Source organism: Streptomyces sp. NPDC054841, assembly GCF_053611045.1.
This window is the reverse complement of sequence record NZ_JBSGZO010000221.1, coordinates 1-13915: the sequence shown is the minus strand read 5'-3', so window position 1 is coordinate 13915 and position 13915 is coordinate 1. Positions and strand designations below refer to the sequence as shown.

Genomic DNA, 13915 nt, shown 5'->3' with positions numbered 1-13915 from the left:
CATTCCCCGCCCGCGCCGCTGGATCGGCCGACCCCGCCCGCAGCGTCCCGGCCCCCGCTACCCGCCCCGCCAGGCTGCCCGGCACCTGGTGCAGGTGATGGACGGCCAGGGCCTGGACCTGGTCGACGTCGACGTGTACGACGACGGGCAGGCGAAGTTCCCGGAGTTTGAGCGTCGCAGTTAGCCACCTGGGAGCGCGGGGTCGCCATACGGCTCTCAAGGCTAAGCGCCGTTGGGCACGAGTGCGGTGACCAGCGCAGTCGCGAAGGGTGCCAGAACGCTCAGGACAGCAATCGGGTTCCTCAGGAACCGCCGGCGCCGCCTTTGGCCAGAGATACTTCTTGATGCTCACCGAGAGTCTCGGTGACATCGCACAGCGCATCCGCGCAACCGACACCGAGAAGAAAGGCCCGCTCTACGAAGCCCTCGGCATCACCATCGGCTACGAGCACGAAACGAGGACCGCGACCGTAAGGTCGAGGCCCTCGTCTGCGTATCGTCAGTGCTTGTGTCCGAGGGGGACTTGAACTCTCCACTCAGGCACCAGCCCCTTAGCTACTTGCCCCTGAAGAAGTCGGGTCTGTCACTGGGCTGACCTTTGGGGAGACCCCGGTGCCGCACCCCACCACGTTGATCAAGCTGATGCGCCGCAGCGGTCCGCAGACCGTCGAGCAACTCAACGCCGCGCTGCTGGGCAAGCTGGTCGAGGACAAGCTGGTGCGATGCCGCAAGCTGCGCATCGACACCACCGTGATCGAAGCCGACATTGACCACCCCACGGACGCCGACCTGCTGGAGCATGGCGTGCGCAAGATCGGTCGGCTGGTGCGGCGGATCAAGGCCGTAGGCGCAGCCAAGCGCACCCGCTTTCGAGACCGCGGCCGATCGGCAGGGCGCCGCCTGAAGGAGATCTCACGCACCCTGCGACGACGCACCGGTCAGGCGCTGGGCGAGATCGACCGTCTCACCGGCGAGATCGCCACCGTGGCCCGAGCAACACTGCGGGAGGTGGCCGCAGTGGAGCGCAACGCCCTGCGTGCGCTGGGCAAACGGCCTTCAGGACAGCTCGCCCATCTGGTGGGCGAGCTCACCGAGACCATGGCGGGCACCCGCCGGCTGCTGGAGCAGACCACTTTTGCGGCTGGCCGGCACCCGCACGATCCCCAACCGGATGGTGTCGTTAGCCGACCCCGATGCCCGGCCGATCCGCAAGGGCAAACCCCAGCACCCGACCCAGTTCGGCTACACGGCGCTGGTGGCCGAGGACGAACGCGGCTTCGTCGTCGACCACCAGGTCCAGCGCGGGAACCCGCCCGATGCACCGCAGCTGGTGCCCTCGGTAGAGCGCGTCACCACACTGACCGGCCGCCCGCCCGGCACAGTCGTCGCCGACCGCGGCTTCGGCACCGCGGCCAACGATCTCGCCCTGGCCGAACTCGGTGTCCAGCGGATCGGCCTGCAACGGGCCGGGAAACCCGGGAAGGCACGGCGCGAGTACGAACACACTCGCCCGTTCCGGCGGATGCGTAACTGGCGAGTCGGCATCGAGGCCCGCATCAGCCACCTCAAGCGCAGCTTCGGCTTCCGCCGCACCCGCCTCCGCCACCTGACCGGCGCCCAGACCTGGGCCGGACTCGGGATCTTCGCCTACAACCTCCAGCGGATGACCGTCCTCAGCCAGTGAAGAACAGACCATCGGCCAAGCGGCCACATACCGGCGCACCTCAGCACCGGCCCCGTCACCAGCCCGAACCCTTTTTCAGGGGCAAGTAGCTAGTAGTGCTTGGTCAGATTCACTCTCTGGTGGCGTGTCCAGTTGAGTGGCTGTGCCGTTGATCGGATGTGACACCTGAGGACCTGGCCGCGGTGCGGTGTGATCTGGAGGATTTCGCGGCGGAGGTTTTCGAGCCGTTCGCGCGGAACGATCAGCGTCGGTGGGGGCAGGTCTACCTGCGGGGCCTGCTGACCGACGGGCAGCGCAAGTCGGTCGAGCCGATGGCGGCCCGGCTCGGTGAGGACGGGAACCGGCAGGCCCTGGCCCACTTCATCACCACCAGCCCGTGGGATCCGGCGCATGTCCGGGCCCGGCTGGCCTGGAAGATGGAGACGGTCATCCGGCCGAGTGCGTTGGTCTTCGACGACACCGGGTTCCTCAAGGACGGGACCGCATCGGCGTGCGTGTCGAGGCAGTACACGGGCACCGCGGGCAAGGTCACCAACTGCCAGGTGGGCGTCTCGCTGCACCTGGCGTCCGACCACGCCTCGGCGGCGGTCGACTGGCGGCTGTTCCTGCCCGAGACCTGGGATCCCTCCTCGCCGAAAGCGGACCCGGACAAGGCTGCCCGACGCGGCGCCTGTGGCATCCCGGACGATGTTCGGCACGTGGAGAAGCAACTGGCCCTGGACATGCTCGACGAGACCCGCTCGTGGGGCATCGAGGTGCCACTGGCCGTCGCGGACGCCGGATACGGAGACGCCGCGGCCTTCCGGCACGGCCTGCGGGCCCGCGGCCTCAACTACGTGGTCGGAATCTCCACCACCCTCTCGGCCCAGCCCGGCGAGGCCGTCCCCGTGACCGAGCCCTACTCCGGGACCGGACGGCCACCCATGGCGAAGTACCCGGACAAGCCGCAGTCGGTGAAACAGCTGGTGATCGCGGCAGGCAGGAATGCGGCGAAGCCGGTGCAATGGCGTGAGGGCTCCCGGCCCACCACCGGCAGGAGCGGTCTGAAGCGGATGTACTCGCGGTTCGTGACCTTGCGGATCCGCCCCGCCGGACGCGAGGTCCGCCAGGCGGCCGACGGCCCGGAACTGCCCGAGTGCCAGCTCCTGGCCGAGTGGCCCGCAGACCAGGCCGAACCTGTCCAGTTCTGGCTCTCTGACCTGCCCGCCGACACCCCGCTGACCACCCTGGTCCGCCTGGCCAAGCTCCGCTGGCGCATCGAGCACGACTACCGCGAGATGAAACAGGCCTGGGACTTGCCCACTTCGAGGGCCGCACCTGGAGCGGCTGGCACCACCACGTCACCCTCGTCTCCGTCGCCCACGCCTTCTGCACCCTCCAGCGGCTGGCCAGAGCCCCAAAAGGAACGGCGCCGGCCTGAGCCTCTACCGGATCGTCCGCGAACTACAGACCCTCCTGGCCACCTGGAACGGCGCCTGCCCCACCTGTCACCGCGACATACCCATACCAGCCCCAACCTGACCAAGCCCTACTAGTGCCGTATCAGGCAACGTTCGCCCTGTCGTGACGTGTCGCCCGGTTGCTGCGCCGGGCGGCACGAGACGGCCAGAATGATCACGTGGCTGAACGCGTGCGGGTCCGGGAGATCGATGACGACGAGGGCAGGCGGCTGCTGCGGATCATCCGCAGAGGCACCGGATCGGTGGTGACCTGGCGGCGGGCCCAGATGGTGCTGCTTTCCGCGCAGGGCATGCCCGTGGCAAAGATCGCCGAGGTGACGTTCACCAGCCCGGACCGGGTCCGCGACGTGCTCCACAACTTCAACGCCGATGGCTTCGACTCGCTCTACCCGAAATACAAAGGCGGTCGCCCGAAGGTCTTCACTCTCCCGGAACGCCGGGAGATCAAGAAGATCGCCAAGTCCAAGCCGGCCGAGCACGGCCTGCCGTTCTCGACCTGGAGCCTGGCCAAGCTGGCCGACTTCCTGGTCGCCGAGGGGGTGGTCGACGACATCAGCCACGAGGGCCTGCGCATCCTGCTCCGCGAGGAGGGCGTCTCCTTTCAACGCGTGAAGACCTGGAAGACCTCCCGCGACCCCGACTACGCGGCCAAGAAGGCCCGCGTCGAGCACCTCTACGCGATCGCTGACGGCGAGGTCATACCCGACGAAGACGAGCCCGAAGTCGTCTTCTGCCTCGACGAGTTCGGACCGCTCAACCTCCAGCCCCACCCCGGACGGCAATGGGCCGAGCGCGGCGGACGGAATAAGAACCCCGACCGCGAGCCCCGGCCCCGCCGCCGGGCGACCTACACCCGCCCACACGGGGTCCGCCACCTGTTCGCCGCCTACGACCTCGCCAAGAACCAGCTCTACGGGCACATCAAGAAGACCAAGAACAGGTCCAAGTTCCTGGAGTTCTGCCGCTACCTGCGCTCGCTGCACCCGGCGGACGTACGCATCGCGATCGTCTGCGACAACTACTCCCCGCACCTGACGACGAAGCGGTGCCAGCGGGTCGCGACGTGGGCGGCGGCGAACAACGTGGAGATCGCCTACACCCCGACCAACAGCTCCTGGCTCAACCGGATCGAGGCCCAGTTCACCGCCCTGCGCTACTTCGCCCTCGACGGCACCGACCACGCCAGCCACAAGGCCCAGGGCAGCATGATCCGCCGCTACATCATCTGGCGGAACAAACATGCCGCTGACGAACGCCTCCGCCGGGTCGTCGCCCGCGCCAACGTAGCCTGACCAGCGTCTATCCGAACGAGCCCTCGCGGCCCGCGAAGCACTGGCAGCCGTCGTGCTCGAACCGCACCCGTCCGTCGAATGGCGAGGCGGGGTTGGTGCAGGCCCCGTAGTCCTGGCCGAGCTGCCCGCTCAGCGCGATCCAGAAGCGGCACCCTCCGCACTGAGCGTCGTACCACTCGTCCGGATAGTCGGGCTGAGCGGTCGAACGATTCAACGACGCACACCAGCGGGCATGGCACTGATCGTTGTGTTCTCGGTCATCACCCGTCCACGGCTCGCCAGTCGCCACCCTTGGCCCCTCCCCGCCCCGAGACTGACAGCCCCGGCGATTGCCAGGTGATCCTCTCATCAGGAACAGGGCGAACGTTGCCTGATACGGCACTAGCTGACCTGCGTAAACATACCCTGTGAGACCCCTTGGAGGCTGTAAGGGCTGGTCATGCTCACCTGCTGTCTCACCCGTTCCGGGCGCTGTTGGTCATGCGTTGGTCACGTGACCAACCGTTCCAGCTCTGGACACAGAGCCTCCCACCTGTCCGAGAACCAGTTCACTCAGCCCAGGGACGCCAACGCACCCGCTATGAGCGAACGTGCCGCAGCTCCACGCACAGCCCCCTGTGACAGCCGCTCAAAGGCTCGGGCATACAACTCAACCTGGCTAGGCTGCGTGAGGGTGGAAGCAGCATCCAGGGTGTCCGCGTGCACCCTGGTGTCGTCGAAGATCGTGAAGGTGGGCATGGGCCACACGGTCCGTTGCGCCGAGAACGGGACGATACCCACGGCAACGTTCTGAAGATCCATAACCCCGAGCAAGTGGCCAAGCTGTGCCGCCATGGTTTCGGCGCTGCACAGCCGGTACCGCAACACCGACTCCTCCAGTACGAACGAGAACCGCCGCGCGCCGTTGTTCAGTACCGTGTTACGCCTCATGCGGGCCGCCACAGCATCACTCACGTCGTCCGGCGTTCCCCGGAAGTCTGCGATGGACGACAGCAGGGCAGCGGCGTATCCGGGCGTCTGGAGGAATCCGGGGATCACGTCGGAGACATAGACCCGAAACGTCTTGGTTTGCTGGTACAGGTCTCCTGTGGACTCTTGCAGGCGACGGAGACCGCTCCGCTGGAGTCGTCTCCACTGCACATGAGCATCGGCGGACTGTCTGTTTGCCGCGATCAAGTCGGGGGCCTGGTCGTCGGCGGCGCAGGCTCGGCACCACGCTCTGATGTCCGTGTCGGAGGGAGGGGTCTTGGCGTTCCCGATCCGGGATGACTTCGACTCTGACCAGCCGCACCTGACGGCCAGCTCCCGCCCGCTGATCCCCGCATCCTTTCGAATCTCGCGCAGACGCCCGGCAAGGTCTTCGCGAGCCTTCTGAACGCGTGAAGAGGGGTGTGGGGGCATGGAGCTGGCCTTCATCAGATCTTGTACAGGTGGTGCGGGATCGCTCGCTCCCAGACCGCTTCGAAGGCGGCGGAGCATAGCTTCACTGCGTCCGGATCCGCCGTGATCTCGTCCTCCACCACCACGCCATCACCCGAGAAGTGGTGCACCCGGAGCAGGGCACCATCGAACAGCCAGAAGTCATTGCCCGGCAACGCGAGAGTCGTGGCCCGTCGCCGTGGCAGCCAGCGCACTTCCTCCCCCGCCGTGACGTTGGCGCGGGTGACGTAGTGCTCCCAGCGGATGTAGTCCGAAACGGGCTCGGAGATCACCCGGGCCCGGCGGATGGCAACACCCCGGGCCACGGTATCCGTGATCAACTGGTCGTAGGAGTGCCACCAGGATTCGCGGTCCTCCCAATTGATCCGCTCACCCCGCTTCCATGCCTCAAGCCGGTCCGTGGGGGCGTAGGAGTCACGCAGCTCCAGGTGGACCGCGGACCGCTCGCACTGGCCAAGCAGCTCAGCGAAGCTGGGCACGCTCGACGGCATCGCACGCCTCCCTGATCATCGGAATCATCCGGGCCGGAAACCTGACGATGGCTTCGTTGTCGGGCACCGGACCGTTCGCGGGGCTGCTCCCTTCGCACTCCGCCTGAGTCTCGGGGCTCGGCTTCCATCCCTGCAACAAGATCTCCTGAGCTTCCGCGTCCGCCCACACCGTGGGGCAGTGGTCCCGATCGGTGTTGGGGTCGATTCCGACGAACTCTACGGCCATGGCTGGCTCCCTGGTCTAGGTGCTTGCTGGGGCTTGCACCAGCTTCGTTGAACTGCGGAGACGTCGTCAATATCGCTATGAGCCATGCCAATTGGTGTGCAAGCTCATGCAAGTTTGTGGAGCCTGACACTCGCCACTTCCTACGGTCTTGGCATCGAGAGCAGATCGGCTGGGGAGGCCGCGCATGGTGACGCAGAAACCGCAGGCATACAACTTGAGTGAGCTTCCGGCTGAGCCCTCGGCCAAGCCCGGCTGCTCTGCTTGCCTGTCCATCGTGGTTGCCAGGGAGAACGCGCGCTCCAGGGGCGACTACAGCGAGGTATCTGACCGCAATGTGGCGCTCCGCCAGCACCAGGCAGCGGCGCACCCGTCATGAGCGACGGCAGAGAGGTCCCACCCTTGACCGACCGGCCGCTGATGACGCTCCGGGTGTCTCGGGACGACGGGGAGACGTGGGGGCCCACGCGGACCGTACGCAGCACCGAGAACCTCGCCCCCATGGTGACCTCGGAATGGCCGCCGTGCGAGTGCTGGCAGTGCAAGGGGCGTTGATCTCCCGCCATCTCCCGTGATCGCGGCGGCGCGAGGCGGTAGGGGCGGGTGTAAATGGCCCCCGGGAGGACGGTTTGGGGGCTCATGGCCCGCTAGGTGTATTGACCTTCAGCGTTGTTGGATCAACACCACTGGCGACGACGCCTTACGGCTGCTGGAGCATCGCCGCGGGCACGGGGCAGGCCGCGCGTTCGGTCCCCGGGTCCAGGCCCTGCGGCAGATCGTCGTGCAGAACTACTACCGCGACGCGGCGGGCCGCCTGCGCTGGCGCACTGACCACGACGGCGGGCTGCCGCCCTCGTCCTGCGCAATCGTCTCCCCCTACGACCCGACGGCCCGCTACGCGCGCCGGGGACAGACCACCCACTGGAAAGAGTTCGTCGCCCATCTCACCGAGACCTGCTCATCCGACGGCGCCAACGTGATCACGGACGTAGCCACCACTCCGGCCACCACGAACGACGCCCAGGCCCTGCCCGGCATCCACACCCGCCTGGGACGCCGCGGCCTGCTGCCCGCCGAACACCTCGTCAACGGCGGCTACACCTCCCTCGTCCACCTGGAACAAGCCGCCCGAGAACACCAGGTCACGGTCACCGAACCGCTTCCGGGCAACCCCACCCGCCAGCACCGCAGCAACGAAGGCTTCGGCAGGGACGACTCCCACATCGACTTCGACCACCGACAGGTGACCTGCCCCCAAGGCCAGGTCAGCAAGGTCTGGCACGGCCCCTACCCAACCTCCTCGCCCACTGCGGCACCACTGATCGTGGCGCGGTTCACCAAAGGCCAGTGCCAGCCGTGTCCGGTCCGCACCCAGTGCACCACCTCCCGCAAAAGCGCCCGGAACGTAGGCTTTCCCCCGCGAGAACTCCGCGACCTGCAAGTCCGCGTCCGCGCCGAGCAGCAGACGCCCGACTGGCAGGCCCGGTATGCGGTCCGCTCCGGAGTGGAGGGCACCGTCAACGAGTTCGCTCACGGACATGGCATGCGCCGCAGCCGCTACCGGGGACAGCCCAAGGCCCACCTGCAGCGCGTCTTCACGACCATCACCGTCAACATCGAACGCCTCAGCGGCCTGCCGCCGACCGGCGAAGCGCCCCCGCCCCGGCTGCCGACCGCCTTCCAGCACTTCCTGGACCAGCACGGGATCCCTCGACTGAAGTCTTGGCGGCCCGTCAGCAGCTGACCTCGACGACTGCAAGAGTCGGGTGTCCCGGGGGAATCTCACCCCCGGGCTCCCACAGAACGGAGCGTGACAGTCCTTCGTCACTTCGCTCTTGTCATCCTGATCACCAGGCGACGGAGGCTTCGGTTGTCCACTGCCACTGTGCGAGCAACCGGGGATACCGCTTGGCGATCCCCTGCATGCACTCGACGGCCTTCCTCAGCCCCGCAAGCCACTTGTACTTTCGGCGGATCCATCGCACCAAGTAGGCGTTGATGCGCGCTAGGAGGGCATATAACGCCGACCGGTAGAACGGGCCGGTTGAGTCGGCACAGGGCGCGGTTCCGGTGTTGCCACCGGCCCGTTTCCCCGTGCCGCGCTCCGCACCCGGCGTGCGGCTCTCACCGCACCGGGCGCTCCACGCGTCTTGCCCGTTGGTCAGCCGCCGGCGGCGGGCGGCCAGCGCCCCACGGATCATGTGCATGTCCTCGGCCAGCAGAATGCGGATCACAGTCCCTCCCGGAAGATCGTAACGGCTGGCGTTGCAGGGGTCCGGCCCGGCTTTCACCACGTGAACTTCTGGACCTGTTCGGAGCCCCGCGGGGGAAATTGTGTGCTGTGGCTTCTCGGCCGAGGTGTCCGCGACAATCGCGCCCTCGGACAGCCCCGACTGCCGAGGCAGGTCTTCCGCGCAAGGGATACGTGAGCTCACTGCCCGCCGGAGTCGGACACTTGGGTCGGGATCATCCAGGTTGGCCCGGATCTGTCAGGCTTGCTCGCTCACGCCGCTCAACAAGCAGCCTCCCGAGCCCTGGAGCACGTCCTGCCGCACGCGGCGGCATCGTCCTTGAGGGACTGCTGGACCGGTCCCCGGTCTCCCGGCTGGGCCGGAGGCGCTGCTCGGGGCACCGGTTATGGTTCTCCTCTGTGCGTTCGGGGCGTGCAGGTGCACGAGCGGGAAAGGCTGGGGTCTCACGGTGTCCGATCTTGGGCGGCTTGTGGCCGACCGCTACCGGCTGGTGGAGCGCATCGGGCGCGGTGGCATGGGCACCGTGTGGCGTGCGGAGGACGAGCTCCTCGGGCGGCATGTCGCCGTGAAGAAGCTGCACGTTCCCCCGCATCTGGAGGACGACGAGCTTCGGCGGCTCTACGAGCGGACCCGGCGGGAGGCGCGGAGCGCAGCACGGGTCGCGCACCCCCATGTGATCGTGGTGCATGACGTCGTCGACGACGAGGGCCTGCCCTGCATCGTCATGGAGTACATCCCTTCGGTCACGTTGAGCGACGTGCTGAAGGAGGGTGTGCTGCCGCCCGACGAGGCGGCGCGCATCGGCTGCGTGGTGGCCGGCGCCTTGAGCGCCGCGCATGGGGCCGGGGTGCTGCACCGGGATGTGAAGCCCGCCAATGTGCTGCTCGGGAACGACGGGCGGGTCGTGCTCACCGATTTCGGGATCGCGCTCGAGTCCGGAACGCCCTCGCTGACCAGGACGGGCGAGTTGGTCGGGTCGCTCGACTACCTCGCACCCGAACGTCTCAAGGGCAGCGCCGAGGCCGGTTTCGCCTCGGACCTGTGGTCGCTCGGGGCGATGCTGTACCAGGCGGTCGAAGGGCGGCCGCCGTTCCGCCGGGACACCCCGATCGAGACGGCGTACGCCATTGCCGCGTACCCGTACGAGCCGCTCACCAACGCCGGGGAGCTGGCCCCGGTGATCGAGGGCCTGCTCGTGAAGGAGCCGGGACAGCGCATGGGCGTGCGCCAGGCCGAGCGCCTTCTGGCGGATGCGGCCGGGGCACAGACCGCCCGCCTCGACCGCCCCACGCGGCCGGCCCATGGTGAACTGTCCCCGGCCCCCGCTCAACGCAGCACGCGCCGCCGCACCGTGTTGCGGTCCGTCGCAGGGCTGGCCGTCGCTGCCGTCGTGGCGGGCGGCGCCGTCCTGTTGTGGCCGCACGAGCCGGCCGGCGCCGGCAAGGACACGGCGGCGACGGGCTCCGTGTCGGCCCAGCCTCCGAGCACCAGCCCTTCTGCGGCTCCGGCGATCCCCTCCGGCTACCACCGGGAGACGGAGAAGATGGGCCTCTCGGTGCCGGTGCCGGACGGCTGGACCCGCAAGGAACGGCCCGACGGTGAAGTCGCCTATCTCGACCCCTCCGGGCTGGTGGGACTGAGGGTCAACGCCGTTCAGTTCGCGGGATCCGATCCCGTTCGGCACTGGAGTGAGGTCGAGGAGGACCAGACGCGCAGGGACAATCCGGGCTATGAGCTGGTCAGGATGAGCAGCACGACGTTCCGGGGACGGCCGGCCGGATACTGGGAGTTCACCTTCAAGGGCCGGGTACGGGACTTCCGCGCGGTCGAGTTGGCCTTCGCCAACGCCGACGGGACCCAGTACGTGATCTACCTGTCGGCGCCGAGCGAGCAATGGAAGGAATACCGGCCGGTCTTCGACAACGCCGTCAAGGGGATCCACCCGAGCGCATAGACGGGTGCCGGGGACCGGGGGACGGCGACCGCGGCGGTCTGGACCGTGTTGGTCCGTGAACGTCCGGCCCAGGCCCGGCCGGGCATCCGGGTGCCGTGCTCACGACTTCCGGATGCGGCGGCGGGGCACACCGCCCGGTCGGCCGCACGGGAAGTTCATCCACGAGTCGTCCGGCCGTCGCCCTCTCTCGATAGTGATCGACGCATTTCGCAGGGTAACCATGACGGGTTCAACTCGCCCCCCACCACGCATCGTTGGTCAGGAGCCCGATCATGGATCATCATCGCCGCCGGTCGCGCCGACGGAGCACCGCTCGCGCCGTGGTGCTCTCCCTGCTTCCCACCGCCGTGGTGGGCGCGGTCGCCGGGGCACTCGCGCCCCCGGCGTTCCCCGCCTCGCCGGATGTGGTGATCAGCGAGGTGTACGGGGGTGGCGGAAACAGCGGCGCCCCCTACCGCAACGACTACGTCGAGCTGTACAACCGGGGCGGCAGCGCGGTCAGCCTCTCCGGCTGGTCCACGCAGTACGCCTCCGCATCCGGCACCACGTACGCCGTCACCGCGCTGTCCGGCACGATCCAGCCGGGTTCCAGGTACCTGGTGCGGGTCGGCTCCGGCGGCAGCCAGGGCGCGTTGCTGCCCGCCCCGGACGCGAGCGGCACCACCAACATGTCGGCAACCTCCGGCAAGGTCGCACTGGTCACCTCGACCACCGCCCTGACATGCGGCGGCAACTGCGACACCGCCCCGGGGGTGAAGGACTTCCTCGGCTACGGAGCGGCGAACGACTACGAGACATCCCCCGCGCCGACGCTGTCCAACACCTCCTCGGCGACCCGGTCGAACCCGGCCACCGACACCGACAACAACGGGAACGACTTCGCCGAGGTCGCCCCGACTCCGCAGAACTCGCAGGGCGGTGGGAGCGGCGACTGCGCCGGCTACACCACTCGGATACGTGACATCCAGGGCAGTGGCCACCTGTCCCCGCGCAGCGGCCAGTCGGTCTCCGACGTACGGGGCGTGGTCACCGCGGTGAAGAGCAACGGCTTCTGGTTCCAGGACCCCTGCCCGGACAGCGATGCCGCAACGTCCGAGGGCGTGTTCGTCTTCACCTCCAGTGCCCCCTCGGTCGGTGTCGGCCAGGAGATCTCGGTCGGCGGTGGCGTCACCGAGTTCCGGCCCGGCGGAGCGAGCACCACCAACCTGACCACCACCGAGATCACGTCCCCCTCGGTCAGCGTCCTGGGCATCAAGCCGGTCCCGCCGGCCGGAGTGATCGGTACCGGTGGCCGGGTGCCGCCCGCCACGGTGATCGACAACGACGCCACCGGCAGTGTCGAGACCTCCGGCACCTTCGACGCCACCACCGACGGCATCGACTTCTACGAGTCGCTCGAGGGAATGCGGGTCCAGCTCAACAATCCCGTGGCCGTGGATGCGAGCAACTCCTTCAACGAGATTCCGGTGCTCGCCGACGACGGCGCGAACGCCGCGGTGCGCACCGCACGCGGCGGCATCGTCCTGCGCCAGACCGATGCCAATCCCGAGCGGGTGCACCTCGATGACGCCGCCCTGGCCGGGTCCGTGCCCAGTGGTGTGAACGTGGGTGATCACTTCTCCGGCCCGGCGGTCGGCGTGCTCGACTACTCCTTCGGCAACTTCAAGCTTCTGCTCACCAGCGCCATCAGCCGGGTGAACAGCGGGCTCGCCCCCGAAACGGCCGGCGGGCCGGGCGCGGGCCAGATCTCGGTGGCCACCTTCAACGTCGAGAACCTGGACCCGGGCGACGCGCAGAGCAAGTTCGACGGGCTCGCCCAGCAGGTCGTGACCAATCTGGCCGCGCCGGGGATCCTCGCCGTCGAGGAGATCCAGGACAACGACGGTGCGACGAACAGCTCGGTGGTGGCCGCCGACCAGACCTGGAGCCGGCTGATCAGCGCGATCAGCGCGGCCGGCGGGCCCGCGTACACCTACCGGCAGATCAACCCGGTGGACGACCAGGACGGCGGAGAGCCGGGCGGCAACATCCGGGTGGGCTTCCTGTTCCGCACCGACATCGGGCTCGCCTTCGCCTCCGGAACGCCGGGCGGCTCCACCACCGCCGTGAGCGTCTCCGACAGCGGCAACCCGGCGGACCGGGTGGACCTCAGCCACAACCCGGGCCGTATCGACCCGGCCGACTCCGCCTTCGGCTCCAGCCGTAAGCCGCTGGTCGGCAAGTTCTACGTCGACTCCAAGCCGCTGTTCGTCATCGCCAATCACTGGAACTCCAAGGGCGGCGACGACCCGCTGTTCGGCCGCTACCAGCCGCCGGCGCTGTCCAGCGAGACGCAGCGGAACCAGCAGGCCACGGTGGTACGGAACTTCGTCGAATCGGTCCTCGCCATCGACCCCCAGGCACGGGTCGTGGCGGCGGGCGACCTGAACGACTTCCCGTACTCCCCGCCCGTGCAGACGCTGGTCGGCGCCGGTCTGACGGACCTGCCCGTCACTCTGCCGGAGGCCGAGCGCTACACCTACGTCTACGAGGGGAACGCGCAGGCACTCGACCACATCCTGCTGTCCTCCTCGCTGGCCGGCGCCTCGCACAGCTACGACATCGTGCATGTGAACGCCGAATTCGCCACCCAGCAGAGCGACCACGACCCGCAGGTCGCCCGGATCACTCTTCCCTGAAACCGACGCGGGGAGGGCCGGAGCACGACCACGGCCCTCCCCCTCGGGCGCTCCGGCCGGCCGGCATGCCGCCTCGGCGGCCTACTGGCCGAGGTAGGTGTCCGGCGGGAGCCATGTCGGACGGGGCAGGCCGAAGTGGTCCTCGAGCACCAGCTCGGCCTGGCAGAGCGCGCCGTAGACCCAGCCCTGCCCGGTCGACCACGCGTCTGTGCAGACGTACAGGTTGTCGTCGGGGAGCGGGTGGCGCATCCGCGGCATGATCTCCCAGCTCTTCGCCCCCACCTGCCAGAAGTGGTAGGCCGCTCCGTACGGGTCCTGCGCCCAGTCCTGGAAGTAGGCCGCCGTCGGGTCGGGGATGCGGGCGTCGGGGCCGTGCACCTCGCGCAGCTGGCGCTGTGCCTCGTCGACCAGCGTCCCCGGCGCCGCCGCGTCCATCGGCCG

General features: G+C 68.4%; 11 protein-coding genes and 2 pseudogenes. 7 read left to right on the top strand and 6 right to left on the bottom strand.

Annotation, left to right across the window (positions count from 1 at the left end):
* From ACWGI8_RS26050 to ACWGI8_RS26035, 4 genes and pseudogenes are all read left to right on the top strand, one after another.
* The coding region (locus tag ACWGI8_RS26050) for a hypothetical protein (RefSeq protein WP_453664442.1) at nt 1-184 on the top strand (184 nt) is incomplete at its 5' end.
* Nucleotides 185-606: 422 nt separating this feature from the next.
* Nucleotides 607-1684: pseudogene (locus tag ACWGI8_RS26045) on the top strand (ISNCY family transposase); the annotation flags it as partial.
* A gap of 158 nt (nt 1685-1842) precedes the next feature.
* Nucleotides 1843-3104: pseudogene (locus ACWGI8_RS26040) on the top strand (IS701 family transposase).
* A gap of 198 nt (nt 3105-3302) precedes the next feature.
* A complete protein-coding gene (locus tag ACWGI8_RS26035) occupies nt 3303-4436 on the top strand; it encodes an IS630 family transposase (RefSeq protein WP_453664441.1) in 1134 nt (377 codons plus the stop codon).
* 7 nt (nt 4437-4443) lie between these two features.
* On the opposite strand, the gene ACWGI8_RS26030 is transcribed toward ACWGI8_RS26035, so the two are convergent.
* From ACWGI8_RS26030 to ACWGI8_RS26015, 4 genes are all read right to left on the bottom strand, one after another.
* On the bottom strand, nt 4444-4785 hold the full coding sequence (locus ACWGI8_RS26030) for a DUF3027 domain-containing protein (protein WP_453664439.1): 342 nt from the start codon (nt 4783-4785) through the stop codon (nt 4444-4446).
* 203 nt (nt 4786-4988) lie between these two features.
* The gene (locus ACWGI8_RS26025) at nt 4989-5837 is read right to left on the bottom strand and encodes a helix-turn-helix domain-containing protein (protein WP_453664444.1); all 849 of its coding nucleotides are present in this window, start codon (nt 5835-5837) and stop codon (nt 4989-4991) included.
* A gap of 14 nt (nt 5838-5851) precedes the next feature.
* Nucleotides 5852-6367 (bottom strand): DUF6879 family protein, encoded by a 516-nt coding sequence (locus ACWGI8_RS26020; RefSeq protein WP_453664438.1) that lies wholly within the window; start codon nt 6365-6367, stop codon nt 5852-5854.
* A complete protein-coding gene (locus tag ACWGI8_RS26015; protein WP_453664436.1) occupies nt 6339-6593 on the bottom strand; it encodes a hypothetical protein in 255 nt (84 codons plus the stop codon). The genes ACWGI8_RS26020 and ACWGI8_RS26015 overlap by 29 nt, the downstream gene beginning before the upstream one ends.
* 778 nt (nt 6594-7371) lie before the next feature.
* Between ACWGI8_RS26015 and ACWGI8_RS26010 the strand changes: the two genes are divergently transcribed.
* Entirely contained in the window at nt 7372-8334 is a 963-nt protein-coding gene (locus tag ACWGI8_RS26010; protein WP_453664434.1) for a transposase, read from the top strand.
* Nucleotides 8335-8437: 103 nt separating this feature from the next.
* Here the strand turns inward: ACWGI8_RS26010 and ACWGI8_RS26005 are convergent, their stop codons facing one another.
* Nucleotides 8438-8824, bottom strand: a complete 387-nt coding sequence (locus ACWGI8_RS26005; protein WP_453664433.1) for a hypothetical protein — start codon at nt 8822-8824, stop codon at nt 8438-8440.
* A gap of 466 nt (nt 8825-9290) precedes the next feature.
* On the opposite strand from ACWGI8_RS26005, the gene ACWGI8_RS26000 reads away from it, so the two are divergent.
* Both ACWGI8_RS26000 and ACWGI8_RS25995 read left to right on the top strand, forming a co-directional pair.
* A complete protein-coding gene (locus ACWGI8_RS26000; RefSeq protein ID WP_453664431.1) occupies nt 9291-10796 on the top strand; it encodes a protein kinase domain-containing protein in 1506 nt (501 codons plus the stop codon).
* Nucleotides 10797-11068: 272 nt separating this feature from the next.
* Nucleotides 11069-13474, top strand: coding sequence for a lamin tail domain-containing protein (locus ACWGI8_RS25995; RefSeq protein ID WP_453664430.1), 2406 nt, complete (start codon nt 11069-11071; stop codon nt 13472-13474).
* An 81-nt stretch (nt 13475-13555) separates the two neighbouring features.
* On the opposite strand, the gene ACWGI8_RS25990 is transcribed toward ACWGI8_RS25995, so the two are convergent.
* Nucleotides 13556-13915 (bottom strand): FAD-dependent oxidoreductase (locus ACWGI8_RS25990; RefSeq protein WP_453664429.1); only part of this gene is annotated, 360 nt, incomplete at its 5' end.